Annotated in this window: 29 protein-coding genes; 5 read left to right on the top strand and 24 right to left on the bottom strand. The window is 45.8% G+C overall.

Annotation, left to right across the window (positions count from 1 at the left end; genetic code table 11):
• Positions 1-4 precede the first annotated feature (4 nt).
• From epsK to lrpC, 4 genes are all read right to left on the bottom strand, one after another.
• A complete protein-coding gene (epsK, locus tag NYE49_RS02390) occupies positions 5-856 on the bottom strand; it encodes a cyclic-di-GMP receptor EpsK (protein ID WP_047182114.1) in 852 nt (283 codons plus the stop codon).
• Complete coding sequence (locus NYE49_RS02385) at positions 837-1,925, bottom strand: hypothetical protein (RefSeq protein WP_047182113.1); 1,089 nt, start codon at positions 1,923-1,925, stop codon at positions 837-839. Before NYE49_RS02385 ends, epsK begins: the two co-directional genes overlap by 20 nt.
• 202 nt (positions 1,926-2,127) lie before the next feature.
• Positions 2,128-4,311: a DNA topoisomerase III gene (locus NYE49_RS02380; RefSeq protein WP_047182112.1), complete on the bottom strand. Its 2,184-nt coding sequence runs from the start codon at positions 4,309-4,311 to the stop codon at positions 2,128-2,130.
• Positions 4,312-4,375: 64 nt separating this feature from the next.
• The gene (lrpC, locus tag NYE49_RS02375; RefSeq protein WP_003246585.1) at positions 4,376-4,810 is read right to left on the bottom strand and encodes a transcriptional regulator LrpC; all 435 of its coding nucleotides are present in this window, start codon (positions 4,808-4,810) and stop codon (positions 4,376-4,378) included.
• A gap of 184 nt (positions 4,811-4,994) precedes the next feature.
• Between lrpC and NYE49_RS02370 the strand changes: the two genes are divergently transcribed.
• Positions 4,995-5,285, top strand: coding sequence for a DUF3817 domain-containing protein (locus NYE49_RS02370; protein ID WP_015252794.1), 291 nt, complete (start codon positions 4,995-4,997; stop codon positions 5,283-5,285).
• A 44-nt stretch (positions 5,286-5,329) separates the two neighbouring features.
• On the opposite strand, the gene amj is transcribed toward NYE49_RS02370, so the two are convergent.
• The 5 genes from amj to NYE49_RS02345 all read right to left on the bottom strand — a co-directional run bounded on the left by amj (position 5,330) and on the right by NYE49_RS02345 (position 9,164).
• Positions 5,330-6,139 carry a lipid II flippase Amj gene (gene amj, locus NYE49_RS02365; protein ID WP_015715258.1) on the bottom strand — a complete coding sequence of 270 codons (810 nt, stop codon included), beginning with the start codon at positions 6,137-6,139 and terminating at the stop codon, positions 5,330-5,332.
• Positions 6,140-6,644: 505 nt separating this feature from the next.
• Positions 6,645-7,067 (bottom strand): pyridoxamine 5'-phosphate oxidase family protein, encoded by a 423-nt coding sequence (locus tag NYE49_RS02360; protein ID WP_003234396.1) that lies wholly within the window; start codon positions 7,065-7,067, stop codon positions 6,645-6,647.
• A 77-nt stretch (positions 7,068-7,144) separates the two neighbouring features.
• Positions 7,145-7,696, bottom strand: coding sequence for a GNAT family protein (locus NYE49_RS02355; protein ID WP_047182111.1), 552 nt, complete (start codon positions 7,694-7,696; stop codon positions 7,145-7,147).
• Positions 7,697-7,784: 88 nt separating this feature from the next.
• Positions 7,785-8,288 carry a D-lyxose ketol-isomerase gene (gene lyxE, locus NYE49_RS02350; protein ID WP_003234400.1) on the bottom strand — a complete coding sequence of 168 codons (504 nt, stop codon included), beginning with the start codon at positions 8,286-8,288 and terminating at the stop codon, positions 7,785-7,787.
• 15 nt (positions 8,289-8,303) lie between these two features.
• On the bottom strand, positions 8,304-9,164 hold the full coding sequence (locus tag NYE49_RS02345) for an SDR family oxidoreductase (RefSeq protein WP_042977133.1): 861 nt from the start codon (positions 9,162-9,164) through the stop codon (positions 8,304-8,306).
• A 155-nt stretch (positions 9,165-9,319) separates the two neighbouring features.
• Between NYE49_RS02345 and NYE49_RS02340 the strand changes: the two genes are divergently transcribed.
• Positions 9,320-9,916, top strand: coding sequence for a class I SAM-dependent methyltransferase (locus NYE49_RS02340; protein WP_047182110.1), 597 nt, complete (start codon positions 9,320-9,322; stop codon positions 9,914-9,916).
• A 19-nt stretch (positions 9,917-9,935) separates the two neighbouring features.
• Here the strand turns inward: NYE49_RS02340 and NYE49_RS02335 are convergent, their stop codons facing one another.
• The 4 genes from NYE49_RS02335 to pbpC form a co-directional block, all read right to left on the bottom strand.
• Positions 9,936-11,447, bottom strand: a complete 1,512-nt coding sequence (locus NYE49_RS02335; RefSeq protein ID WP_015382796.1) for a class I adenylate-forming enzyme family protein — start codon at positions 11,445-11,447, stop codon at positions 9,936-9,938.
• A 211-nt stretch (positions 11,448-11,658) separates the two neighbouring features.
• The gene (mtlR, locus tag NYE49_RS02330; protein ID WP_342410883.1) at positions 11,659-13,743 is read right to left on the bottom strand and encodes a mannitol operon transcriptional activator MtlR; all 2,085 of its coding nucleotides are present in this window, start codon (positions 13,741-13,743) and stop codon (positions 11,659-11,661) included.
• A gap of 185 nt (positions 13,744-13,928) precedes the next feature.
• Positions 13,929-14,831: an aldo/keto reductase family oxidoreductase gene (locus NYE49_RS02325; protein WP_047182108.1), complete on the bottom strand. Its 903-nt coding sequence runs from the start codon at positions 14,829-14,831 to the stop codon at positions 13,929-13,931.
• Between the two features lie 100 nt (positions 14,832-14,931).
• Positions 14,932-16,938, bottom strand: a complete 2,007-nt coding sequence (pbpC, locus tag NYE49_RS02320; protein WP_047182107.1) for a penicillin-binding protein 3 — start codon at positions 16,936-16,938, stop codon at positions 14,932-14,934.
• A 150-nt stretch (positions 16,939-17,088) separates the two neighbouring features.
• On the opposite strand from pbpC, the gene NYE49_RS02315 reads away from it, so the two are divergent.
• Entirely contained in the window at positions 17,089-17,376 is a 288-nt protein-coding gene (locus NYE49_RS02315; protein WP_003234413.1) for an antibiotic biosynthesis monooxygenase, read from the top strand.
• Positions 17,377-17,381: 5 nt separating this feature from the next.
• Here NYE49_RS02315 and NYE49_RS02310 read toward each other — a convergent pair whose 3' ends face one another.
• The 9 genes from NYE49_RS02310 to NYE49_RS02270 form a co-directional block, all read right to left on the bottom strand.
• Entirely contained in the window at positions 17,382-17,627 is a 246-nt protein-coding gene (locus tag NYE49_RS02310; RefSeq protein WP_003240256.1) for a YczI family protein, read from the bottom strand.
• A 184-nt stretch (positions 17,628-17,811) separates the two neighbouring features.
• Positions 17,812-18,441, bottom strand: coding sequence for a spore germination lipase LipC (gene lipC, locus NYE49_RS02305; RefSeq protein WP_047182106.1), 630 nt, complete (start codon positions 18,439-18,441; stop codon positions 17,812-17,814).
• 63 nt (positions 18,442-18,504) lie between these two features.
• Positions 18,505-19,257, bottom strand: coding sequence for an IclR family transcriptional regulator (locus tag NYE49_RS02300; protein ID WP_014478857.1), 753 nt, complete (start codon positions 19,255-19,257; stop codon positions 18,505-18,507).
• Positions 19,258-19,272: 15 nt separating this feature from the next.
• Complete coding sequence (pxpC, locus tag NYE49_RS02295; protein WP_174616561.1) at positions 19,273-20,280, bottom strand: 5-oxoprolinase subunit PxpC; 1,008 nt, start codon at positions 20,278-20,280, stop codon at positions 19,273-19,275.
• Between the two features lie 2 nt (positions 20,281-20,282).
• The gene (gene pxpB / locus NYE49_RS02290) at positions 20,283-21,005 is read right to left on the bottom strand and encodes a 5-oxoprolinase subunit B (RefSeq protein ID WP_029317303.1); all 723 of its coding nucleotides are present in this window, start codon (positions 21,003-21,005) and stop codon (positions 20,283-20,285) included.
• Between the two features lie 44 nt (positions 21,006-21,049).
• The gene (locus tag NYE49_RS02285; RefSeq protein ID WP_080344254.1) at positions 21,050-21,823 is read right to left on the bottom strand and encodes a putative hydro-lyase; all 774 of its coding nucleotides are present in this window, start codon (positions 21,821-21,823) and stop codon (positions 21,050-21,052) included.
• Positions 21,824-21,846: 23 nt separating this feature from the next.
• Complete coding sequence (locus NYE49_RS02280; protein ID WP_003234422.1) at positions 21,847-23,061, bottom strand: NRAMP family divalent metal transporter; 1,215 nt, start codon at positions 23,059-23,061, stop codon at positions 21,847-21,849.
• A 14-nt stretch (positions 23,062-23,075) separates the two neighbouring features.
• Complete coding sequence (gene pxpA, locus NYE49_RS02275; protein ID WP_047182103.1) at positions 23,076-23,849, bottom strand: 5-oxoprolinase subunit PpxA; 774 nt, start codon at positions 23,847-23,849, stop codon at positions 23,076-23,078.
• A 206-nt stretch (positions 23,850-24,055) separates the two neighbouring features.
• A complete protein-coding gene (locus NYE49_RS02270; RefSeq protein WP_003234424.1) occupies positions 24,056-24,805 on the bottom strand; it encodes a phosphoglycolate phosphatase in 750 nt (249 codons plus the stop codon).
• A gap of 132 nt (positions 24,806-24,937) precedes the next feature.
• Between NYE49_RS02270 and NYE49_RS02265 the strand changes: the two genes are divergently transcribed.
• Positions 24,938-25,102, top strand: a complete 165-nt coding sequence (locus NYE49_RS02265) for a hypothetical protein (RefSeq protein WP_003234425.1) — start codon at positions 24,938-24,940, stop codon at positions 25,100-25,102.
• A gap of 32 nt (positions 25,103-25,134) precedes the next feature.
• On the opposite strand, the gene NYE49_RS02260 is transcribed toward NYE49_RS02265, so the two are convergent.
• Positions 25,135-25,527 carry a 3-hydroxyacyl-ACP dehydratase FabZ family protein gene (locus NYE49_RS02260; RefSeq protein WP_003246580.1) on the bottom strand — a complete coding sequence of 131 codons (393 nt, stop codon included), beginning with the start codon at positions 25,525-25,527 and terminating at the stop codon, positions 25,135-25,137.
• An 85-nt stretch (positions 25,528-25,612) separates the two neighbouring features.
• Between NYE49_RS02260 and NYE49_RS02255 the strand changes: the two genes are divergently transcribed.
• Entirely contained in the window at positions 25,613-26,221 is a 609-nt protein-coding gene (locus NYE49_RS02255) for a dienelactone hydrolase family protein (RefSeq protein ID WP_047182102.1), read from the top strand.
• Between the two features lie 68 nt (positions 26,222-26,289).
• Here the strand turns inward: NYE49_RS02255 and lepB are convergent, their stop codons facing one another.
• The gene (gene lepB, locus NYE49_RS02250) at positions 26,290-26,853 is read right to left on the bottom strand and encodes a signal peptidase I (protein WP_015382785.1); all 564 of its coding nucleotides are present in this window, start codon (positions 26,851-26,853) and stop codon (positions 26,290-26,292) included.
• Between the last annotated feature and the right edge of the window lie 57 nt (positions 26,854-26,910).

The following is a 26,910-nucleotide window of genomic DNA, read 5'->3' as shown; positions in this document are numbered from 1 at the left end:
TCCTTTATAGTTCATTCATCATCATCTCGTTTTCCAGTTCTTCTAAAAATTGTTCAGCTGTTCTGATATCGTTGCGGTAAGGCAAAAAGCAAACGTGGAACGTAAGCGACACATACTTTCCATTCTCCAGCTGATATGTATCCAATTGTTTCTTCAGCTTAGTCAGAACTGCCGGCATATGTTCAGCAGACGTGTGCGTCAGCACGATCCCGATACGCTCGTCAGAGGGACGGAATTTCTTATCCGTTTCCCGAACACTTGTCCTGATTTGCTGACTGACATATTGGAAGAGGCGGTCCGTTTCTTTTTCACCGTACAAAGACTTAAACTCTTTGAAATAATGCACATGGAGCAGCAAAAACACAAAAGAATTGCCGTAGCGCTCCGCCCGCTTGATTTCTTCTGAAAGCTCCAGCTTCATCCTTTGCTTGTTATCAAAACCGGTCACTCTGTCAACAGCAACAAAGCTTTTAATTTCGGATTGAAGCCGTGTCATTGAGAGTCGAAGCTCTGCTGTAATATCGTGGATTCTTCCAGAAATAAAAGAAAACAGCAAAAGCGCGATTCCCCACACGACAAGCATTCGCAGCCCTTCCTCAGCCAGAAAAAGCGATGTCTGTCCAGTCTGGAAAAACATCATTAAGGTGCCGAGAACAAAGAGTACGATTAAGGTCACTGCCAGTGCATAAATCGGGCCGAACCAGATGCCTGCGGCGATGACGACAAATGTGATGCAAAGGATCAGAGCACCTTCTGATTGCTGGGCTGGCACATAATAAATAAACAAAGACAGGGCCGCGATGAGCCCTGAAAAATAAGCAAATAATTTTTGTGATTCACTGAATGATATTTTCATTAAAAAGCTTCCTTTCGGCTAACAGCGGCAGCAGATTGTCAAATGAATGCGTCTGAGTGCCGCTCATATAGCCTCCATAATACGATTTCACCGGATCATGAATTTCAAAGTCATTCATTCTGTCATATATGGCTTTGATGACATAACTGTTTTCATGCTGTTTTGTCAAAAACAATGCGGCTAATGCATATACGGATGGAGACTCATATTGGACGGCAGGCTCCTTGGTATCTGCCGAATACCGCCCGTACAGCTTTCCGTTTTTCTGAAATTCCTGCTTGATCCAGTCCGCTAAAACAGATGCTTTTTCATCCCCTTCCGGCAAATGCCAAGCAGCATAAAGCTGATCAATCAGGTTGATTTCACTATCATATGTGTATTCCTTCGTCTCCGAGCTGTATGTCTTCGGCAGAAAGCCATTTTTTAAAGGAGCTGAATAGAGAACATTGGCATTCCGCTGTTCTGTTTCTTCGTCTATGATTCCATTCTTCTTTAAGACAGCTAAGGCATCAGGCATGACGTATGAAATTGTCACATCCTTTGAAGCGGCCTGTGAGTCGTAAAAGTCTGTAAAAAACCCGTTGTTCATATTGTATGTCTTCAAAGACGTGCCGATATCCCTAGCCGTTTGCGCGTAGTCGCTGCGGCCCCATTTTGCGGCGGCTTGGTCAAGAGACAGCATAATTCTCATATCATCTATCAGCGCATTCGTCCCGCTCGCTTGGCCATTTTGAATCTTCCACGTCACCAAGTGATTGCTCATCAGAAATGAATCAGTCAGATGCTGATATTGATCCTGGAAATGCGGTGCGTCATTTTTGCTGAGCAGAAACTCCATCCACAGTCCGAGAGATTCCGACAAGTAAGAAGGCTGGTCTGAAAAATCGGTTTTGATCAGCCCTTTGTCATTCATTAAATTGTGATAGATGAAATATTCCGCCGGCTGGAGCGGGCTGGCATTCACTTCTGTCGCCGACTGATTTTGGATCTTGTTTCCAGCTTCAGCACACCCTGCGGAAAGTCCGATAGATAAGAAGAATAAGATGACAGCAATTAGTACATGCCTCACAGGCAAATCCCCCTTTGTCGCCTGAAGCAAATCAGACGCTCACAAATAGTTATAGACGAAAATATGACTGCCATGTTACAAAGTACATTTACTATAAAAGAAAAAAATGCAGATTGCTAGCTTTTTTTCCCCTTTTTGAACATTAAGAAAACAGGACCTAAGTCCAATAGAAAAACCTGTGCGATAGGCACAGGTTTTTTTATTATTTATCCAAACCGAGTTTTTTCAGCTGTTCTGCCAGCGCGTTGTTAATCGGCTCATCTTTATTTTGTTTTTTCATATAAGAGGATACGTCCCGTTTGGTAGCACGCGCTTTGTCTTTGTTTTTTCGTTTTTCAAATACAGAGAGCTTCTCACGGTGACCGCACACACACGCAAAGGTTTGGCCCTCGCCTTGGCCGCGAAGCTCCATTCTTTTATGGCAATTCGGGCAGCGTGCGTTTGTTTTTCGTGCAATCGTTTTTCTGCTTCCGCATTCACGATCTTGGCACACGAGCATCGTCCCGCGTTTGCCGTTTACTTTCAGCATCATTTTGCCGCATTCCGGACATGCCGTTCCCGTGATGTTGTCATGTCGGAAGGTTTGGCTGCTGTTTTTGATTTCTTTTACCGTTTGGTGAGCGTAAGCCTTCATATCTTTAATAAAAACAGCCGATTTCAATTTGCCGGCCGCAATCGCAGACAGCTTTTGCTCCCATTCTGCTGTTAAGGCCGGTGATTTCAGATCCTCCGGAACAAGCTGCAGGAGCTGTTTTCCTTTAGAAGTGATAAAAATATCTTGGTTTTTTTTCTCGATTAAAAAGCTGTTGAACAGTTTTTCAATAATGTCGGCACGCGTTGCCACCGTGCCGAGGCCGCCTGTTTCTCCAAGCGTTTTGACGAGGCCTTTTTCTTCTCCCTGCATAAATGCGCTTGGGTTTTCCATCGCTGACAGCAAGGTCCCTTCATTAAAGCGGGAAGGCGGCTTCGTTTGGCCGCTTGTTTCCGTTAACGTGCGGACGGCAAGTGTGTCGCCTTTTTGAAGCGCAGGAAGTGTCTGATCTCTGTCATCCTCCTGCTCATCATCCTCATCCGCCATATCATAAACGGCTTTCCACCCTTGCGACTGCACGGTTTTGCCTTTCGCCGTAAAGGTTTCTCCGCCGATTTCTGCGATGACCTTTGTTTCCTCATATTCGAATGCAGGCATTAATACAGCCAGGAAACGTTTCGCAATCAGGTCATACAGCTTTCGTTCTTTATCACTCAGACTGCTGAGAACGAGCGGCTCTTCGGTCGGGATAATCGCGTGGTGGTCTGACACCTTCGCGTCATTGACATATCCTTTATGAGATTTAATGCCGCGTTTTTTAATTTGGCTGACATATTGGGCATACGGTTTTACTTCCATGCCTTCCAGACGGTCTTTTAACGTCGGGACGATGTCACTGGATAAAAATCTAGAGTCCGTCCGCGGATATGTGACGAGCTTATGCTGCTCATATAGCTTCTGCAGTACAGAAAGCGTTTCTTTAGCAGAAAAACCGAAGCGCTTGTGGGCGTCACGCTGCAGCTCCGTTAAATCATAAAGCGCAGGCGCAAAGCTTTTTTTCGCTGTTTTTTTCAGCTCAGCTACGACCGCTTGCTTTCCTTGGAGATTTTTTAGCAAACGGCTTGTTACATCTTGATTGAACGTTCTCGTCTGCTTTGATTTCTTATCCTGCCACGTCAGCGTCATGCCGTCGACTGCAGCACGGATGCCGTAATACGGAACGGGCGTAAACGCTTGAATGTCTGCCTCGCGCTTTGCAATCATGGCAAGCGTCGGAGTCTGCACACGCCCGCATGAGAGCTGGGCATTGAATTTTGTGGTAAGTGCACGGGTGGCATTGATCCCCACAATCCAATCCGCTTCCGCTCTGGCAACGGCAGAATGGTACAGGTTTTCATATTCTTTGCCGCTGCGCAGCTTCTGAAAACCTTCCTTGATCGCTTTATCCGTCACAGATGAAATCCACAGCCGCTTGATTGGTTTTCGGACATTCGCTTTCTCAATGATCCAGCGCGCAACAAGCTCACCTTCCCGGCCTGCGTCAGTCGCGATGACAATCTGATTGACGTCTTTACGGGTAAGCTGGGATTTGACTGCATTGAACTGCTTTCCGGTTTTTTTTATCACCACAAGCTTCAAGGGTTCTGGGATAATCGGCAGATCCTCTAGGCGCCATGATTGAAATTCTTTTCCGTAGCCTTCCGGATCAGCAAGCGTCACCAAATGGCCTAAAGCCCAGGTCACAATATATTGATCGCCTTCGAGATAACCGTTTCCTTTTTTATGGCACTTCAGCACCCGGGCTAAATCCCGGCCGACTGAAGGTTTTTCAGCTAATACAACTGTTTTTGACATGCTTGATCACTTCTCTTTCTTTCGCGCTCATCCTGTTATTATAACAGACTTCACGCGGCACTCTCTAACCGCGCCCGTTTTTCGTGTCAATTTCTGAGAAAATGACGTGAGTGACGGTTTGCGCGTAGGGCGATGTTTTGTTAATGAAATCTTCTACCGCTTCGAGGCTTTCGGCATTGATTTTCAGCATATAGCAGGCTGCACCCGCAATCCGGTAGCAAAATTCAATATTCGGCAATGTTTGAATATAGCTTTTGAACCGCTCATAATCCGCGTTTTTAACGGTTGCTTCCACAATGCAGGAAACAGGAAGCCCAAGTTTTTTCTGGTCGACCTCCAGCGTGTATTGCTTGATGATGCCAAACGATTCAAGCTGTCTTACCCGTTCTGTTACAGATGGAGGCGACAGTTTAATTTTTCTGCCTAATTCCCTCATCGACAAACGGCTGTCCTTCTTCAGCTCCTCAATGATATTCAGATCAATCTGGTCAAGTTTCATTTCAACATCCTTCTTTTTTGATTTTGTACACATTATCTCGGGTATTTTTGTAAATGACAAGTACAGTTCCCTAGAAAAGGCATGTAAAAATGAATGTTTTCCGAACATTTTTTGGAAGCTGTCATATGCCCCTCCGGATTGTTTATAGTATAAAATGAAAACGTGTCCACAAGGAGGGCGATTTATGCTGCACACGCCGATCGGAAGACTTCGCACGATGGGTTTTATTGAAGGAATGTCACTCTTAATCCTGTTGTTCATCGCTATGCCGCTTAAATATTGGGCAGGCCTTCCGCTTGCGGTGACAATTGTCGGTTCGGTTCACGGCGGGTTGTTCATTTTGTATTTGCTTGTCTTGGCTTATGCAACCTTCTCTGTCAAATGGCCGCTGAAATGGTCAGCTGCCGGCTTCGTCGCCGCTTTCGTCCCATTCGGAAATTTTTTGTACGACCGCGGATTAAGGAAATATAAATAAGGGAACGCAAAAAAGGCTGGATTTTTATGATCCAGCCTTTTTTATTAAAACCACTTTGTCAGCCAAGCGATATAGTAGGCCCCTGGAATAAACATGAGCTGGGCGAGGAGTGTGCCCGCCACCCTTGATGTGACCATTGTGACAGAGGTCCATTTTAAATAGAGATAGCTTCGTTTTCCTTTTGCCACATCATCAGCTAGAACGGATACTTTAGGATCAACAAAAATGGCCAGCAGCATCGTCGCAATTCCGTTGATCAAACCCGAAGCCATGACGGCTGTCGTACTGCGCTCCGGCGCCAGAAGGCCTGCGTATAAAGCCGAAAGCACGCCAATTGTATAAATCGATGTAATCAGCATGTTGATGACAAACAAACGCTTCGGAATCAAGCGCATATGAAATCCTTTTACATATGAAATAGACGGCAGACGCAAATAGGAAAGGGCATTTTTGAATCCTTGTTTCGAGAATCCCTTTCGGAAAACTTGAAAAACGGAGCCGCCGCCGCCCGCCAAGTGAATAATCGCCCGTGAAAAAAGAGCGACAAAAGACGGGAGCAGGATAATGCCCAAAATGGTGCCGACTGTCGATCCGAAAATTAAAAAGCGGAACTGCTCCCCTACAATCGCCAGTGCGTTTTTTCCAGCATCATCAATTAAATGCCCGGTAAAGGGCTGCTGCACCATGTTCGACATTCTGGATACGATGACCATGACATTAAACAGAGAAAGCGCGGACGCAATAAATCCAACGCGGGCCCCGGAAAGCCTTGTGGCATAGGCTAAGGTTTCTATCGAGTGAATCAGCAATAAAAAACAAAAAATAAAAAGTACTTGTGTTGTAATGACATGCACGTTATTTTTCCTCCAATTTCATCCTAGAGATAAGACTAGAAAGAAGACAAGGAGGTTTCAGTACGATGTGTTTTTTGCAATAAAAAACCGTCCGGCGTACGCCGGGCGGTTTGTCTTATTCTTTTCTATACGCAAATAAAGATTATATCATCCGCCAAGTCAGGCGGGTTAGATTCATAAAAGCATTGTTCCGAAGAATCATTCTGGAAAGTAAACACCATGGAAATTTCTTGAACACAAGACAACGAAAGCCCTACCTCTCAATCGTCACTGCGGCTCCGAAGCCGCGCCGGTGTGAATTGTAAAACAAAAAAGTCTTTTTTCCATCTCATCGTTAGGGGCGATTTGTTATGAAGGAAAAGAATAAGGGCAGCTGGTTATGCTGCTTGGGAAGCGGTAAGCTTCTCTCTCAAAACAGAAAAAAGAAGTTTACTTTCTTTTTTATTTGCTTATTTTTCTTACTAGCTATTCATAATAACATATTGCCCCTGAAAACACAAATTTTTTATAGTTCGAGTGAGACCGGTGTTTTCTCCCCGGCATTCATTAATCTGATATCCTCCGGTTCAATTTCAAGAATCACCAGATTCGGATCATCCTTGCCGTCAAACCAGCGCTCTAATTTGGAACTCCATATTTTGTCCTTGAGTTCTGCCGAATTGTTGATTTTGGCTTTTCCGGCAACCTCGACATATGCGTCGCCAAAACCTTCACAATCATAGCCTAATAAAATGTGGACATTGGGGTTGTTCTCAATTTCTTCTGCTTTATGAGTTTCCTTGCTTGTCGGTGTGTAAATCGTCAGCCCGTCATGGAAAAAAGTCATGTAGCGGGAATGCGGTTTGCCCTTTTGAACTGTTGCGAGCGAACCTACTTTATGGTGATCTAGAACATCAAGCACTTTTTGTTTAATGTCTTGCTGATTCATCTCGAATCACTCCTTTTTAACGTCTCCGCTGTTACTTTTCCACATCCGGGGAAGATTTAAACAAGAAAGTGTGCTCTTTATTTTTCGCCTTCCCATTCACGCTTTAACAGACTGTAGTAGACGAGGTCGTGATGCCTGCCGTTTACGTATAAGCCATCCCGTGCCCTTCCTTCCTCTAGAAACCCGAGCCGCTCCGGAATCGCTCTGCTTTTTTTGTTTCCGACTGCCGCACAGATTGCCACACGATTCAGCCCAAGCTCTTCAAAAGCATACGTAACGAGTTTTCGGCAGGCAGCTGTAATAATGCCTTGACCTTCAAATTCTTTGGCAATCCAATATCCGATTTCCGCCTTTTGATTCACTTGATCAAGGTTATGCAGCCCGATCATGCCGCATAGGCTGCCGTCATAAAGGAGCCCCGCTTCGATGCCATTCAGGTCGGCATATTGCCGCCGCCAATCTGGAATGAGTGTTTCTCTATACGTTTCAGCGCTGCTTGGATTTTCCGCAAAAAACAGCCACTGGCTGAGCCGCTGCTGATTTTGGATAATGAGTTCGGCAAGCCGCTCCGCATCATTCGGCTCCAATAATCGGATGGTGATGTGCTCATTTACCTTGCAAGTGAACATTGCCTCGCCCTCTTTCCTTTTTTACCCATTATAGCGATGATTCTGTTTTTTTCAATACAAAAAAAGGATGGGCTGTTTAAGCCCATCCTTATATTCTTGGATCGGTAAAGATATCATGTTTATCCGTGCTCGTCGATGACATTTCCGTCACGACAGCACCTTCTTCCCCGGCCTGGAACCAATGCTTTGTGTTTGGTGGAATCGTGTATTGCCCGCCCGGTTCTAGCTCAATTTCGTGCCAGACCGTATAGTGTTCTCTGTCTTCCTGAGGAGGGAGAACTTTTGGAAGCGGCGTTTTTTCTCCTTCTACGTAAAGATACACTTTTCCGTAGCGGCAGCGGAAGGTCTCCTGCTTGCCTTCCTGGCCGTCGACCGGTGGATGTCGGTGTTCCGGGCAAGTCTGTCCCGGAAACAGCACCAATTCCTTTGAGCAATAACGGTCTGTATTGACGTAGACGAAGAGCTGGAGCCCGACTTTTCTTTCTTTTCCTAAGCCGTAATCCATCAGCTGAATTTGGTCTACTTCCTCGTCCGTTAATACAATCCCTGCTTTTTGATAGTAGCTGTTCACTTCTTCTTTCGTGATGCCCATATGTCTCACTCCCTCTTATGTCGTCACAAAGTTTCCGCCGTTGACATGCAGGGTCTGTCCTGTCATGTAAGAGGACTCATCTGATGCCAGAAGCACATAACAGCCGACGTGCTCAACAGGCTGTCCAGGACGGCCCATCGGCGTATCTTGCCCAAATTGAGCAACTGTTTCTTCAGGGAACGTAGCTGGGATCAGTGGCGTCCAGATTGGACCCGGCGCGACTGCATTTACACGGATGCCGTCTTTGACAAGCGCCTGCGCCATTGTTCTTGTAAAGGCGTTGATCGCCCCTTTTGTCGCTGTATAATCAATCAGTGTCGGGTTCCCTACGTACGGGTTGATGGATGTCGTATTGATGATGGCGCTGCCTGGTTTCAGGTAATCAATTGCTTTTTTAGTCAAATAAAATTGAGAATAAAAGTTTGTTTTGAATGTGCGGTGAAGCTGTTCGCTCGTAATCTCTTTGATGCTTTCTTTCGGATGCTGTTCACCTGCATTGTTGACAAGGATATCAAGGCCGCCTAGTTCCTTGACTGTTTTTTCAACCGCTTCATTGCAGAATTCCTCTTCACCTACGTCACCAGCAATCAGCAGGCATTTTACGCCCTCTTGTTCAACACGTTTCTTCGTCTCCTCAGCGTCTTCATGCTCATCCTTATACACAATGGCGATGTCTGCGCCTTCCTTTGCGTAAGCGACGGAAACCGCGCGTCCGATTCCGCTGTCGCCGCCTGTAATAAGAGCTACTTTTCCTTTTAATTTGTCTGCCCCTTTATAATCCTCGTACTCATACACCGGACTTGGATTCATTTCGCTTTCAATTCCCGGCTGGCGACTTTGAGTTTGTGCCGGCAGTTCTTTTGGATAATTTGCCATGATGATTCTCCTCCTTTGTTTTCATGTCTATTTGTTGTGTACCTCACACACTCTTTGGATAAACATGGCTTGGCACCTTCGCATTGCTTTATCAGAAAAATGTTTCACATGGAACGCTGGGAGGAAATTAACTCAAAAAGGGGGTTGGTTGCTGAATGATTAACATGCTTTCTAGAAGATTCAGCAGGCCAAAGGGCGTCATCGGCATGATTGCCGGGTACATCATGGCTGCTGAAAATCAAACACTGAATCAGTGGACAATCAATCAGTTGGGTATCACGCGCGGGGACAGCATTTTAGAAGTCGGGTTTGGCCCGGGATACTGCATGCAGCAGATGCTGAAACGCGAGAAGGATGTTCATCTTCATGGGATTGATGTGTCAGAGGCCATGCTGAAACTGGCCGCCCGCAGAGTGAAACCAAAGGGCGTACGCCTGATACAAGGAAGCATCGAGACATTTCCTCTCCCCGCCTCGTTTTATGATAAAGTGATTTCCGTTAACAACTACACCATTTGGAATGACCAAACAAAAGGCATGAAACAGATTTATCGGGCATTAAAGCCAGGCGGCAAAGCAGCCATTACGATGCAGCCGCGGGAAGCGGATGCCAGTCCTGAGAAAACCAAATCATTTGGAAGACAGATGATTGCTGACTTTAAAGCAGCCGACTTCGAAGACATTGATATACAATTTAAGAACATTAAGCCTGAGCTTTCCGTCTGTGCAACTGCAAAGAAGCCCGCCACATAAAGTGGGCGGGCTTCTTCTTTTATGAATGTACAGCCTGATTGCGCAGGACGTCTTTTTTCACCTTGCCAAGGTTGTTTTTCGGCAGTTCGTTAACAAATTCAACTTCAGGTATTTTGTAAGCGGACAGGCGTTCTTTACAAAATGCGATGACATCCTCTTCCGTGATGCGCTGGCCGCCATTTTTCACGATAAAAGCTTTCGGTTTTTCACCGTAAAGCGGGTCTGGAATACCGACCACAGCCGTTTCAAGGATTCCCGGGATCTGCTGGATAACTTCTTCAACCTGATCAGGATAGACGTTATCGCCTCCGTAAATAATGACATCCTTGTAGCGTCCCGTGATGAAAATAAAGCCATCTTCATCTACATATCCTGAATCTCCGGTTTTGAACCAGCCGTTTTTCAGCACTTTCGCTGTTGCTTCAGGATTGTCTTCATAGCCTTTAAATAAGAATGGCGTGTGAACAACGATTTCGCCGATTTCTCCTTGAGGGAGTTCTTCTCCCGTCTCAGGATCTTCGACTTTGACTTTAACGCCTTCCACAGGTTTCCCCGCAGATGCCGCTTTATCCATTCCCATCTCAGGCAGCCATGTGCTGATGCCCCAAGCCTCAGTGCTTCCATAGCCGTGCGCGAGCGGAATGCCGATATCAAGATAGCGGCGGATCAGGCTGCTCGGCACTTTTGTTCCGCCTGTCATTAAAATCACAAGCGAAGATAAGTCGGTTTGATGCGTTTCCCACGCTTCAAGCAAATACGTGTAAAACACAGGAAGAGCCATCACAGTTTGAATTTTTTCTTCTTCAATGACCTTCAGCATGTGAACAGGATCTTGATCCTTTGTAAACACAAAGGTTGTTTCTGCAAACGTTCCAAGCATGATGCAAATGAGCGCACTCGTATGATAAATCGGATGGCACGCGAGAAAACGAAGGCCCTTCATGCGTGCTATTGAGCTGTTGGATTTTTTAACGTATCTGTATATGCCGCCATGTGTAATCATGCATCTTTTCGGGTTTCCCGTTGTTCCAGATGTAAACATCAGAAGTGCTGTATCATCAGGGGAAACCATTTCCGTCTCTGGCAAATGATCAGGACCTGCAAACAGCGCTTCAAATTCAGCCGATGTTTCGTAAGCTGTTCCTGTTTCCATTGTTACACACAGTGAGGACAATTCAGGAAGAACTTCATCCAGTGTCTCTTTAAACTCCGCTCCGTAAAACATCGCTTTCGGTTCACTTGCTTTTAAAATGCCTGTCATTTCATATGGTTTCAACTGCCAGCTGACAGGTACGACAACAGCACCTATTTCAAGTGCGGCGAACATAACAGTTGATGCGGGATGGCCGTTTTTGCAAAGCAATGCAACACGGTCGCCCTTTTGAATTCCTTTTTGAAGCATGGCATTCGCCAGCTGATTAATCCGTTTACGGTAACCTTTATATGTCAGTGTATGGTCTCCGCTTTTTACAGCCTCTATTTCTTCGCTATTCGGCATGTCATGCAGAATCAGATGCTGTAATGTTTCCATATCGTCATCTCCTATATTCTCTTGAATCTTCAATAATTTGTTAGATTTTCTTCCTTACCTCACCCATTTTAACCCAAAAAAGATAACTTGTAAAACTATTTCATTTTGGAATTATTCCAATACTGAATGATAAAATAGTCCCACATTTTCTTATTTTGTTCCCCATCCACAGAAAAACACACGCCAAATTTTTGACGTGTGCCATGCAGGTTTACAGTATGTTTTTTTCTTTCATCCAAGTGAAAAATATGCGGTTTAACCGCTGATACAATTCTTGTTCTCCTTCTTCCTGAAACCCCGCCATGCTTTCTCCGCTCTCGATAATTGCCGAGCTGATCGCGCTTAAAATCTCCGAGCCTTCAGCAGATAATGAGCTAGGCGCCATCATGACGAGGATGCGTGTCATCCTGAGGGTATTTCCGTCCATGCCATCCACTTCATAGGAGGTGCTGAGATCAAACATTTTGAAAAAAGGCAGGACGATTTCATCATTTTTGAGATGATAAAGCGCCATGTTTGTTCCGGGGATTCCCAATCCCCCTTGTTTCTCCCGCTCAGCCAGGCAAACCGCGGCTTTTTCCGGATCACGGATCAGGCCATCCTTCTTCAGCTGTTGAAAAAGCTCTAGCAGAAGCATGCTATGGTCCGAATTTGTTTTGAGTGGAGCTAGCGTAAAATGGCGCAGAACATCTTGGATAACCTCCATATACCGCCCTATGCTTTCCGCCGCCTCTAGCATGTCAGGTACATCAGCTTGCTGCGCCTCTTCCGTCGGGCTTCTTTTTTTGTTAAGAATAAGGGGAATCTTCCGCTTGATATACTGCTTGACCTGGTTTGCGTCTTCCTCATTTAATAGCGGGCTGACCATGATGTAATCAATGTTTTCATAAGGAATCGGTACAGTGGACACAATCATATCATAGGCTTGAACATCCTTCCCCTTTAGCTCGATCAGAGATGACATATCAAACGATTCAATTTCCGGCAGCTCTTTTTTCAGTCTGGAGGCAAGCATTTTCGAGGAGCCGATCCCGCTTGAGCAGACGACAAGCGCTTTCACTTTTGCTTCTTCTTTTTTGATTTCAAGAGCCGAGCCAAAGTGAAGAACGATAAAAGCGATTTCATCATCAGAAAAGGACATGCCCGGAAAATACTTTTCGACGCCTTCTTCGATCGCCATATAAAGCAGAAAATAATCGCGCTTGATCTGTTCCTTCATCGGATTGTATATCTCAATATTTTCTTTTATGCGGCTGACGGCCGGCTCCAAATGGGCAATCAAGCCTTCATATAAAGAGTAGTTTTTCGTCAGATCCATTCTGATTTTGTCTGAAATAAAAGCAATGAGCCGCTTTGTTTGCAGGGCTGTTTCCAGCTCAATTTCCTGCGCTTTATATTCTGTTTTATATTTTCGATTGGCGCTTCGAAGGTGGATTGTAATATAGCCGACCTCCGCCTCTGGAATCGTCACGCCGAAGGCACGTTCAAGCTCGCCCGCGATTTCAAGAGCCGAACTGTATTCTTTCGCATTCTTCAGTTCCTCAAGCTCATTTTCCTCCATGGTGATGGTTTCCCCAAGCTTAATTCGTTCGATCGCATACGTCAGATGGACGACAAGCGCTATATAGGAGCTGTCGGACAATGAAAAAGCGATTTTTTCTTTGAGCTGAAATAAGATGCGCTCCATTTTTAGCAGCTCACCTTTGCTGACAACACCGAACATTTTCTCTGAAGAATCGGTTTTTCCTTTGATGTTTAATTCAACCGCTTCCAAAAACATTTGGATGTCGAGACGGTTCACAATCAAGTTGCCGACAATTTTCCGTTTCGCATTCTCCGGCCCTATGAGCTGGATGCCAAAACCTCTTTTGCGGATCAGTGTCAGTCCGAAGGGAGAAATCCACTTCTCGAGCTCATCTAAGTCATAGCTGACCGTGGCATTCGTCACCTGGAGATCATGAGCAAGCGTGTACAGTTTGACGGGCTCCTGAGACTCTAATAACGAACAAAGAATGAGCAGTTTCCGTTCGTCTGCGCTGTATTCATGCTGTTCATATGATAAATCAGTAAGCAGCTTTTGTTTATCCTCGGGACTTCCCACTGCTTTCAACCCTTTACCGGGCTGTTTATCTAATGTAAGCCCCACGGTTTCCATCAGCGGTTTAATTGATTTGAGTTCCCTGTGAATGGTTCTCGTGCTGACTTGCATCAGCTCAGCAAGCTCAGTTACGGTTATATATCTGTTTTGTAATAATAAGTGCTTTAACAGCTTTTGTTCTCTGGCAGTCATATACATAAAAAAGACCTCCTAGACAATCTTGATGTGCGGATGAAGTCGCAAGGAGATGCAGTAGAGGATATAGAGAGGTTTCCTTTTAATATAAAACGCTTTCAAGAAAGAATCAATCACTTATAAATGGTAATTTGGCACTAAGCGGTGTGACAATATTGAAAAAGCATCAGCTGGTAAGCTGATGCTTTTTATGGAATATCGTAACCCTGTACGGCTGTAAAAATGCGGAACCATTGATCCTGGTCAAGCTTGTATGACAACGCATTTATCGCGGCGGAAATCCGCTCGCGCTTTCCGCTTCCGACAATCGGCATGATGCCGGCCGGATGCGTGAACAGCCATGCGTACATGACCTCGCCCAATGAAGCGGCGCCGATTTCCCCTTGGACAGATTCTAGCGCCGTGCGGACACGCCGGTCTTTATCCGTGTTTCCAGTGAATACTTTGCCGCCTGCCAGAGGCGACCAAGCCATCGGCGGAATCCGTTTTTCCTGGCACAGGTTCAAAGTGCCGTCGAGCATATTTTCTAATTCGTATGCGGAAAGCTCAATCTGGTTGGTCACAAGCTTCTCAGGCAAATACGATTCCAGCATCCGATACTGGTGATCTTTAAAATTTGAAACGCCAAAGTACCTGACCTTGCCAGAGCATTTCAAGGCCTGAAACGCCTCTGCTACCCCCTCCGGATCCATGAGCGGGTCCGGTCTGTGAATCAACAGCACATCAATATAATCCGTCCTTAAGTTCATAAGCGATTGCTCAACGGATGCCAAAATATGCGATTTGCTTGTGTTATAATGATGCGATCTGTGAGCGGGCCGTTCAGGCGATTCAAGAACGATACCGCATTTTGTGACCAGCTCTATGTTTTCTCTTAATCCAGGCGAAAGGGCAAGGGCGTTTCCAAACAGCTTTTCGCACGTATAGCCTCCGTAAATATCCGCATGATCAAAGGTCGTGATGCCGTGATCGATACACCATTCAATGAGGCTCAGGAGTTCAGCATCTGAATAGTTCCATTCATTCAGCCGCCAAAGCCCGTGTATGACTCTTGAAAATTGAAGATCCTCCGCCAATTGAATACGCTGCATGCAAAATCCCTCTTTTCTTTGTATAAACCGGGTTTTGCCCCTTACTAGTTCATTCGGCCTCATATCCCCTTTTTCCTTTCGCTCCTTTTAAAAAGACATTTTAATTCGATTGAAATTGCTTTTTCGCTTTCTCAACGACATAGTGGCTGCCGCCGCGGTCCTGCACATTTTGGATCATCATGGCGACAAGCAGGTCTTTGTTTTTGTAATCGTAGCCGACAAACCAGCCATTTTCCGTGCCGTCTTTATCATCTTTTGATGTTTTCAGCTCGGCTGTTCCTGTTTTCCCGGCCACTGTGATTCCTTTCACGACAGGCTGATACGCTGATCCGCGCTCATCTTCCACAACACCTTTCAGACCTTTTGTAATGTCTGCCGCTCCTTCCTTGGTGACCACTTGCTTGTGCCAAACATCAGCTGTTTGTGAATCTTTTTTGATCAGCGTCGGTTTGACAAGGTCTCCATTGTCAACAAATGGCGTGTAAGCAGCTGCCAAGTGAAGCGGAGACATTTGCATTTGCCCTTGTCCGTAGCCTGTATCCGCAAGCAAAATGTCTGAATCAAGCTTATCATTTGCAATAGACGATTTCTGGATCGGGAATTCATACGGAACGTCCTCTGAAAAACCGAATGTCTTCAAGCCTTTTGTGAAGGTGTCCGCTCCCATATCAAGCGCATTCTGGGCAAAATAAATATTGTCTGACGTAATAAGGGCGTTTTCCAAATCGACTTGTTGAAGTCTCTCAGACACACGTGTCACTGAATAGCCGCCCCAGCTCGAATCTTTTTGCCACTCCTTGCCTTTGATTGTTTTCTTCTCATCGGCTTTAAGGGTGCCGTTTTTGATTCCAATAGCAGCCGCAATCGGTTTAATGGTAGAACCTGGCGCGTATGTCTTATTGAATTTCGCTGAAAACGGATTGTTTTTATCTTTGTTTAGCTTTTTCCATTCCTTATCGTTCCAGCCGAAAATAAATCCGTTTGGATCGTAGGAAGGCGCGCTGACAAGGGCGAGTGTTTCGCCTGTCTTCGGCTGCAGCGCGACTGCCGCCCCGCTGTCATCCTTCAGTTCATCATAAAGCTTCGTTTGCGTTTTGATATCAATTGTGAGGTGAAGATCCTCGCCGTCCTTTGCTTTCTTTTCAGCGATGACTTCCCCGGTTTGCGGCACGTAGATTTTCCAGCCAGTTGTGCCTCTTAGCTTGTCTTCATACACATTTTCAATTCCGGCGATACCGATGTTAGACGTATCGCTGTACGTTCCTTCTTTCTTTTTCTTCAGTTCTTCCGCTGTAATGGCGCGGACATAGCCTGTCAAATGGGCTGTCTTTTCGCCATACGGATAGTAGCGGGAGCTGACATTCGTTCTTGTTACGCCTTGTAATGACGTCGCTTCAGAAACTAATTTCTCCTGGTCAGGCTTGACCTTTTTGAGCGGCACAAACGAATCGTCTTTTACCCAGCCTTGATCCAGCTTTTTCTTGATGTCGTCTTCAGTCAAATCAAGTTTTTGGGCGAGTTCTTTTATGACTTTCTCTTTTTTATCGCCAAGCTCTCCGGGAACAATTCCAATTTCCGGAACATCTGTATTGACGGCTAAACCTTTTCCATTTTTATCGTAAATTTGGCCTCGTTTCGGCTCAATGCTCATAATTTGCACGGTTTTGTCGTCAGCCAGCTGCTTGAAAATAAACGATGGGTCCCAATCTATATTCCATGACTCCTCGTCATCTGTTTTTTCTAATTTCAGCACAGCAGTATTCTTGAAGCTGACTTTGCCGGCATTTGTGTTCATGCTGACTTTATACGGGATATGTTTCATTGTCTTGTTGTCTTGATCGTCCTTATCTACTTCTCCCGCAGTGACTTTCAAATCTTTTACGCCGGCCTGCTCATAGATGGCTTTATACCTGTTGACGAAATCTTTTTTGGAGATTTCTTTTTTGACATCTTTAGTCAGGCTTTGATACATGTCATCGAATTGCTGATCGTTCCACTGTTTCACGAATGCTTCCATGCGATCCTGTGGTGAATCTGTTTTGGAGCATCCGATTAACCCAATCAATCCGACGCATAGAAATACTAGTAGAATACACTTTTTTAACATGACTTTCCCCTGCCTTCCACTTGTTATTTTCTCTTAATTGAATTGGTGCGTGCAAGATTTTTTTGAAAATGAAGGAAAAGTTCACCGATTTTGCAGAAATCTCCTATCGTTTGCTGTAGACTATTTGAAAAGACAGAAAGAAGGGATAGCATGGTCAGAGAGGCAGCAATGCTTCACATTAAAGAAGGCCTTGAACAAGAGTTTGAGGATGCATTCCGGCAAGCGGCGCCGATTATTTCCGGCATGAAGGGCTATATCACTCACTCGTTATCAAAATGCATGGAGGAAACGCATAAATATCTGCTTCTTGTGGAGTGGGAAACACTTGAGGACCATACGGAAGGCTTTCGCGGTTCTTCAGAGTATCAAGAGTGGAAAGCCTTGCTTCATCGGTTCTATACCCCGTTCCCGACGGTCGAGCATTTTCAGGATGTGTAATAGATTTATATAATATGAAGTGTAAAACCGATAAGGGAGACAGACCATACAAAAACGGCGGTATAAATATTAAAAGCGCCTGAGCCGTCGTTTTCTTTTTTGCGCTCTTCAAGCCCCTGCATAAACATGACGGCGCCAAGAAAGACGAGCATGACCGATTGGATAACAGAGGTGTGTTCCGTATAGTTAAAAGCAATAAGCGCCAGTATAATAATGATAACCGCAAAAGACATTTTAAAAATCCGAAACAAAAGGACCATCCTTCCTTATATACGAAATATTGAACGTTATGGCTATATTTGCCTACGCCCTCCATTATTCTAGCGCACTTTGTTTGTCTGTAGAACAGAAGACAGTGAATTTTAAGTTTCTTTTAATATTTCGATCACACATAAAAAACGCGCCTGTCATGAGGCGCGTTTTCTATGAAACTGATCATTCTTTATAGCCTAACTTGTGAACGGCTTCAGCCATCGCTTGATAGCCTTTGCAGTTCGGATGGACACCGTCAAAGGACAGATATTCCCGCTCCTTGCCTTTGAAGATGCTATAGGCATCCGCGATTTTGACATGGGGTGCTGATGCAAGTGTTTCTAAATGTGAATTAAAGGATGTGATCCATTTGCCGGCGATTTCAATGCCGGGAAATGGATTGTATAAGTTGAACACTCGGATGGCGTACGGGGAAGGATTTTCTCCTTTAATCTCGGCGATTTTGGCAATCATCTTTTCAAAATTCTCATGGCAATGGGCGGATACACGGCTGAAAATCGTTTCATCCTTAGAGGTTTGGTAGGCTAAGACCGAATCGATGAGATCGTTTCCGCACCCTGTGATCGTTATCATATCAGCATCTCGAATGCATTTTTGCACATAGGGATATGACAGGAGTCCCAAAATCTCTTCTGTATTCAGGCCTGATCTGGCAAATATGTTTATTGCCGTTCTTGTTTTCAAGTCAGCTTCCATCATGTCCCCAAAACGCTGGACGAAGCCGGGTGAAAACAGCCCGGAGCCTCTCCCTGTCGTTAAGGAATCGCCCAGAGCTGTATATTGAAGCACCATGTTCTTTCCTCCACTCTTGAACGTCGATACGTTAATGTACGCAGCAGAGAAAAGATTGGCTACTTATGTATATCCTATTTTTCTTGAAATCTGTAAAGCGGCGTCCTTCACCTTTTCTGTTAAATAGGGCAGCCTGTCTTCTGTAAATCTCGCTTCAAAGCCTGCAATGCTAATGCCGGCTGCCACCTGACGCTTATGGTTAAAGATCGGGGCGCCGATCGCCGCCGTATAGTTTTCGAGCTCTGAATAGCTGACAGTATAGCCATTTTGCACAGAGGCATCAATCTCCTGAAGCAGTTTCTCGGGATCGGTAATCGTTCCGGAGCCAATCGAAATGAGCTCGGTTTGTTTGATGTATGCTTCGATTTCTTCACGGGGAAGAAAGGACAGAATGCTTCTGGCGCACGCTCCCGCGTATAGGGGGGAACGCCTGCCGATCGCCGTATACAGCCGCACAGTCTGTGTCCCTTCTATTTTCTCAACGTATATCGCTTCATTGCCGTCTCTCATGATCAACTGCACGGCTTCATCCACTTCCCGGCACAGCTCTTCCATCACCGGTTTCGCTATTTTTCTGATATCCAGCCTGTCAGCGACAAGCTGTCCGAATTCCAAAAACACCAATCCCAGCGAATAAGCGCCGGACGCATCCCGACTGAGGAACCCCATTTCCTCCAAAGAGCTGACCATCCGGTGAACAGAGGTCTTCGGCATTCCTGTCAGCGACACCAGTTCACTTAAGGTTAGGCTTGGTTTATGCAAAAACAAATTAAGCAGCGCCATAGATTTAACTACGGTTTTATTTTTATTCTGCATCATTCATCCCCTTTGCTATGTCAGCCATTCCATCTTCATTCTCGTTTTCAGTTCTTTTATATGCTGTTCCCGTTCTACCGCAAGCGCTTCTGCCTCCTGAAGGGACACAGGCTCAAACTGGACGTGCTCGCCCGGCATGATTTGGGAAACAATCGGAAGATCAGCGGATATGATGTGCGCGATCCTCGGATAGCCGCCAGTCGTCTGCCGGTCTGCAAGCAGGATAATCGGGTTGCCGTCAGGCGGCACCTGAACTGTTCCGAATGAAACCGCTTCCGACACCATCTCAAGCGGTGCTTTCAGTTCGAGCGGTTCTCCTTTGAGCCTGTAGCCCATACGGTCAGACTGCGGCGTGACACGAAATGCTTCTTCATAAAAACGCGTTTTTGATTCTTCTGTGAAAAAGGCAAATTGCTTTCCTTCCAGCACCCGAATGACGGGATTCTTCTTCAATGGCAGAAATCTGCCGCGGCTGACTGACCACTTCGGTGCTGCAAATCCCTGTTTTCCAATCTGCGAACTTAAGCGGGAAAGGATGGTTTGCGAAAGAGCTGACATCTCTCCAATGTTCAGTTCATCTTCTTTTTGAAGCGCTCTGCCATGAAGTCCGCCGATGCTTCCTCTGACGTATGTGCTTTTACTTTCCATGACGGCAGGCACCTCGATGCCGCCGGCTGCCGCCAAATAAGCACGGCTGCCGAGTTTGCAGGGGCCGAAGCTGACCGTGCTGTTTTCCTTGATGAGCACAGGCTTCCATAAAGGCGCTTCCTCGTCATTAATACGCAGCGTGAAGTCCGCCCCTGTCACAGCAATCAGTGTCTGTTTTGAAAAATGAAACGACGGACCGGGCCCCATCATCGTTATTTCGAGACCTGCTTCATTTTCGCCGTTTCCTATCAACAGATTGGCAATGCGCAGTGAAACCGTGTCCATAGCGCCGCTGGCCAGAACGCCGTATTTTTGGTAACCCGTTCTGCCTATATCCTGAACCGTTGTGAGCAGTCCGGGCTTTAATACTTTCATGCTCAATTGGACTCCTCCTTATAGGCGTGATAGTCTTTTTCTGAGATGCGAACGAATTTCACAGTATCTCCCGCCCGCAGCAATGTCGGCGGATTTTCCTGCGGCCGGAAAAGAGCCAGCGGCGTTTTGCCGATCAGTTGCCAGCCGCCCGGCGTTGAAATCGGATAAACGCCTGTCTGCAATCCCGCAATACCGACTGAACCTGCGGGAATCGACGGTCTTGGCGATGATTTTCTCGGAGCAGCAATGCGTTTTGACATCCCGCCTAGAAAAGGAAAACCGGGCGCGAAGCCAAGCATATACACCACATATTCACCGTTTGTATGAATGTCGATTACTTCCTCCGGTGACAGCTGATTGATCTTCGCCACCTCTTCTAAATCCGGACCGAATTCACCGCCATAGCAGACAGGAATTTCTACAATGCGGCGGTTGACCTCATAGTCTTCGGCTATTTCTACCAGCCGCTCTTCGACATCGCGCTTGACCTTCTCAAAAGGTGAGCTTATGCCTTGAGGCAAATGCTTGTACACTTCATACATATCATAAAATACGGTTAGACTTGTAAAAGCCGGGATACATTCAATGAATCCCGGAAATGGCTGTTCTTCTATATAAGCGGCCGCGGCATGGACAATGCCGTTGACCTGTTCATTGATTTCTTCTCCGAATCGGATCATCATTGCAGAATCACCGAGCTGTTCGATTTGATATCGTACAGTCATCTTTCTCACCTCTTTTATTTCTCGTTCATCAGGATGACGAGAGGTTACAGCACCGCAAGCGACTCGTCTCGAATATCTGTGATGAGCATATGCCCCGGCGCATGTGTGATGACCATTTCAGGCTTTACATTCATAGCCACGGCTTGCGGGGTCACCCCGCATGCCCAAAAAACAGGAACCTCGCCGTCACGAATGGAAACGGCATCTCCGAAATCCGGTTTCCCGAGATCGCGAATCCCGATTGCTCCCGGATTGCCGATATGGATCGGCCCTCCGTGCACAGCCGGAAAACGCGAGGTCACTTGTGCGGCACGTACAGCCAGCCGTTCAGGAACCGGCCTCATGCTGACAACCATCTGTCCATGAAACGCCCCCGCCGGAACACAATCGATATTCGTTTTATACATTGAGACGTTTGTCCCCTCATCAATATGCCGGACAGCTATCCCATTATTGATCAGTGCCTGTTCAAAGGAGAAACTGCATCCGATCAGAAAGCCGACAAAATCGTCCTCCCAGTATGGCGTAATATCAGATACTTCTTCCGTTAAGATACCGTGCCTGTAAATACGGTATTTCGGAAAGTCCGTTCTGATATCAGCATCAGGCGCAGCCAGAGACGGCACGAGCGAACCTGCTTCAGTCACATCCAGCACGGGGCAGGGCTTTTGATTTCGCTGGCAAAACAGCAGAAAGTCAAACGCAAGGTCCTTTTTCAAAACCACAAGATTCGCTTGGGCGTAGCCGCCGGACATGCCAGCGGTCGGCCCGTTTATTTTCCCCTCTCGTATCAGGGCGCGTACATCCTTTGGCGCCATTTTGTTTAATTGCTCCACTTATATCAGCTCCACAATTGAGGAAGTTGTGTACATAACGTGTAGATTCCCATAACTGCCATTACAATCACTACAAGCGCGCCTGTGCTTGTCAGCCAAAGCGGATGCTTATAATCACCGACAATGTTTTTCTTGTAGGCGGCAACAAGCAGCGTTCCGAGCGCAATCGGCAGAATTAAGCCGTTCAGTGAACCGACAAGGACGAGGATCTTCGCAGGCTGGCCGATTGTGACAAAAGCTAACGTAGAAACCACAATAAATCCGATAATAATACCCCGTGAATTCTTTTCAATTTTTGGAGAAAAGGTTTTGAAAAATGAAACAGATGTATAGGCTGCTCCAATAACAGACGTAATCGCCGCAGACCACATGATCAATCCGAAAATTTTATAACCGACATTTCCAGCAGCCAGCTTGAAGACAGAAGCCGCCGGGTTGCTTTCATCGATGTGCAGGCCTTTCGATACAACGCCTAGAACCGCAAGAAAAAGAGCGATACGCATGACAGATGTAATTAAAATGCCGACAACCGAGCTTTTTGTCACCTGCGGAATGGATTCCTTCCCTTTAATTCCGGCATCAAGCAAACGGTGTCCCCCGGCAAATGTGATATAACCGCCGACGGTTCCGCCCACTAGGGTGACAATGGCAAATATGCTGATGTGTTCCGGGACGAATGTATTTGCGACTGCCTGTCCGACCGGAGGAGCTGTCGTCGCCGCAACGTAGACCGTTAAAATAATCATCACGAATCCCGCGATTTGCGTAAAACGGTCCATCGCTTTTCCTGCTTCCTTGATGACAAAAATCAAAATGGCGATAACGGCACTGATTAAAGCGCCTGTTTCAGGTGTAATGCCGAACAGCACCTGAAGCCCCAGCCCGGCCCCTCCGATATTCCCAATATTAAAAGCTAGTCCGCCAAGCACGACGAGAATGGCGATGAAATACCCCAATCCGGGAAGCACCATATTCGCAATTTCCTGACCTCGTTTTCCAGAAACTGCGATGATGCGCCACACATTGGTTTGGGCGAAAATATCTAAAATAATAGAGATTAAGATGACAAAACCGAAGCTTGCTGCGAGTGTGTTTGTGAATGTTGCGGTTTGGGTGAGGAAACCCGGTCCGATTGCTGATGTCGCCATTAAAAAGGCGGCGCCCATCAGCAATGACCAGCTGCCCGCTTTTTTTCCTGCTGTCTTTTTCTGCTGCTCCATCTATTGTTCCTCCTTTATGTTGACTTCTGTTCTGAAATAGCTGTCACTTCAATTCCAGCCGCTTTGAGCTGTTTTCTGATTTTTCGCGCAAATGTCAGCGCATGGGCTCCATCTCCATGAATGCAGACTGTATCTGCTTTTAATGGCACATCATGTCCTTGCTGAGATTTGACCGCCCCTTCTTTCACCATTTTGATGACCTGGGTGACGGCGGCATCATCACTTTCAATGAGTGCGTCCGGCTGGGAGCGCGGTGTCAGCGTGCCGTCCGATTGGTATGTTCTGTCGGCGAACACTTCATTTGCGGTCTGAAGTCCGATCCGTTCTCCCGCTTTTACAAGCTCGCTCTCAGCAAGACCGAAAAGAATCAGGCCTGGATCAATCTTATAGACAGCTTTCGCGATAGCATCCGACAGTTTTTGATCGACTGCCGCCATATTGTATAAAGCGCCATGCGGCTTGACGTGCTGCATGTGAAGTCCCTCTGCTTTTAGAAAGCCAGAGAGCGCGCCAATTTGATAAACGACAAGATCATACGCTTCCTCAGGAGAAATCGCCATATTGCGGCGCCCAAAACCGAGTAAATCCGGCAAGCCCGGGTGCGCGCCGATTTTTACGCCTTTTTCCGCTGCAAGCGCGACGGTTTTTCGCATAACACTAGGATCTCCTGCATGAAATCCGCATGCGATATTCGCTGATGTCACATACTCTAAAATATCTTGGTCAAGGCCTATCTTGTAGGCTCCGAAGCTTTCTCCTAAATCACAGTTTAAATCAATCTGAAACACAGAATCCCTCCTGCCAAAGCAAACGATATGCTTTATGTCATTTATTGTCCCGAAATTCGGAACGACTATTCCGAATTTTTGAACTTTATTTCATTATAAGTGAATCATATCAGTTTGTGAAATACTTTTGTCAGAAAACCTACCATGGTCCCAGAAGAAAACCTGCCAAACTAAAAAAGAGAGTCCATCTTAGGACTCTCTTTTTTTTATAGTACCCAATGGCGAATCGCTTTAGCGACACCATCCTCAATATTTGTATCCGTGATATAATCAGCCGTTTCTTTTACGATGTCTTGCGCATTGCCCATTGCGACGCCAAGACCCGCTTCTTTGATCATCGCAATGTCATTAAGGCTGTCACCCATCGCCATCACATTCTCCATTGTAAAGCCGAGTTTTTCCGTAACCTTGGCAAGGGCTGCAGCTTTGTTGATGCCAAGCGCGTTGACTTCAATGTTTGTCGGACTTGAATTTGTGATTTCAAGCTCTTTGTTTTTTCTCAGCTCCTCCAGCACTTCATTTCGGATATCATCATCCTCGATGTCAAAGCCGAATTTGAGCCATTCATGATCCGTAATGTTTTCCGGAAACTCGCCTCTCCATACTTTATTCACCGTAGAGGCCCAGAAATTAGTGTTGTGCTTATTCCGCAAATCCCACATCATTTGAATATGGTCCGTATGGAGCAGCTTCCGTTCCACCAAATTAAAATTCGAATCCCAAATTTCACTTCCGTTTGCCGTGATTAGAAAGGATGACAGCTTTAGCGATTCCGCCAGCTCCCGGCACGTCATCAGCGTCCGGCCCGTGCTGATCACCACATACACACCTTTATCCTCCGCTTCACGAATGGCTTTGCGGTTTTCATCCGAGATCAGCTGCTCGTCGTTCAGCAGTGTACCATCCATATCAATTGCGATCAGCTTGATATCTACATCTTCTCTTTGAACAGACATATATGTACCTCTCTTTATCTTTTTGTTGTGCTTCTCTCTATTCTAATACATTATACCCAGCGGGACAAAAAAGCGATTTCCTATGTTTGAGGAGAACGGATAAGAGGAAAACAAACGATGAGGTGATCAAACATGACAGAAAAAAAACAGCAAAACAAACCAAATGAAAACCCCGAGCACAACGACTTAACCGATCCGATTCCTAATGAAGAGCTGAAGGAAAATATGAATGATGAAAAACACAAACGCCAGCAAAGAGATAACTCTCAAAGCGAACGGGATTACGACACAAAATAGAACCCCTCACAAAATGTTGTGAAGGGTTTTTTTCATTTTTCAATATAGATGCCGATTTCAGCTTCAGCAACAGGCTGCTCTCCAACTGATGCCTTGGCATGTCCGAACACAAACCCGCGCCGATTGCGCGTGACTTCAAACGTAAGATCAAGCCGGTCACCGGGCACAGCTTCTCCCAGCTTTTCCGCTTTCTTCACCGAAGACAATAATCCCAAGCTGTTCTCATCTGTAATTCCTGTAAAAGCCGCGGTTTGCGCAAGCGCTTCAATCACAAGTGAAAACGGCATTTCTGTTTGCGTATCAGTGATAAACCAGTCGTTCTCACTAATCAGCTTATAAGCTGCCGCGTGTTTGCCGGGCTCGCTATCCGTCACGCCATCAATAAACAAAAATGGATAGCGGTGAGGCAAAGATAATGAGTTCATTTTATATCTCCTTTTTTTGACCATTATATCTCAGCCTAAAGCGAAACGATAGGATATAATGGAAAAAACACAAAAGGAGGCCGCTATGTCCCCAAAACCGCTTGTCATTCTCGCACACGAAATATACGGTGTAAACAGCCATATGAAAAAGATGGGCCGGCTGATCAAAATGGCTGGATATGATGTGTTGACGCCCAACCTGCTCGGCGAAGATGAAGTCTACACACTGCAAGAAGAAAAAACGGCATACGAACAATTTACAAAACACGAACGGCTGAAAACGGGAGAAACCATCATCCAGAATGTGATCAGGCAAAACGCCGGACGGCACATCTTTGTGATTGGCTTCAGCGTGGGGGCTACTATCGCATGGAAATGCAGCAGTATGCCTGAGGTGAGCGGATCGGTTTGTTATTACGGTTCCCGGATACGCGACTCTCTTCATCACGTGCCAGCCTGCCCGGTCCTATTGTTTTTCCCTAATTATGAGCCGTCGTTTGACGTAGCGCTTCTTATCAATAAACTGCGGGAAAAACAGCATACCCATCTTGAGATTTATCAATTCGATGCGCTTCACGGTTTCGCCAATCCTGATTCTGTTTATTTCAACAGGACCCTTTTCTTCCAAACGCTTTCTATCATAAAAAACGGGGCGGAAAAACGGCTCCGCCCTGTTTCATCAGAAATTTATTAATCGCTTACAGTGCTTTATTATCGCGTGTTTTGGTTCCATACGTTCCATGTTCTTTGTTGCACTGAGTTTTATTTTGCCTGTCTCATCTCACCGAATGGATAAAAGACGAGAGATTCAGTACCGATGATATCGTCCTCAGAAGGCATGCCCATTCCGTTTCTGCTATCCAGTGAATTGAGACGGTTATCTCCCATTACAAAATATTTACCGGTAGGAACCTCAACCTCGAAATCACCCGTTAAGGTTACACCCGATTCTTTGACCTCTTGTTGTTGTTCCTTTAAGTACGGTTCTTCCACCTTTTTATCATTTATGTACAGCTGATCATTTTTCATTTTAATGCTGTCACCAGGCAAACCGATTAAACGTTTGACAAATGAGCGGCCGCTCTTTTTGTCATGAATGACTATGATGTCGCCTCTGTGAAACCCGCCAGTCCATTTGACTGCTTTATCAACCAGAATTCTTTCTGAGTCTTTAAGCGTTGGGGCCATTGATGATCCTTCAATAAGAAAAGGCTTGTAAAACACCAATCTGATCGTAAAAATGAGAGCTGCGATCATAATGATACTGAGTACAACGATCGTTTTGACTTTTCTTTTTTTCTTTAACGTGATTGTTTTTGCATTCAACTTCCTTCACCCGATGCTTTCCTAAGAATTCCAAATTATTATACAGCATTTGGAACT

This window comes from Bacillus sp. FSL L8-0358, assembly GCF_038593095.1.
In the GTDB taxonomy this organism is placed as follows: Bacteria; Bacillota; Bacilli; order Bacillales; family Bacillaceae; genus Bacillus; species Bacillus subtilis.
This window is presented reverse-complemented; position numbering and strand designations above follow the sequence as displayed.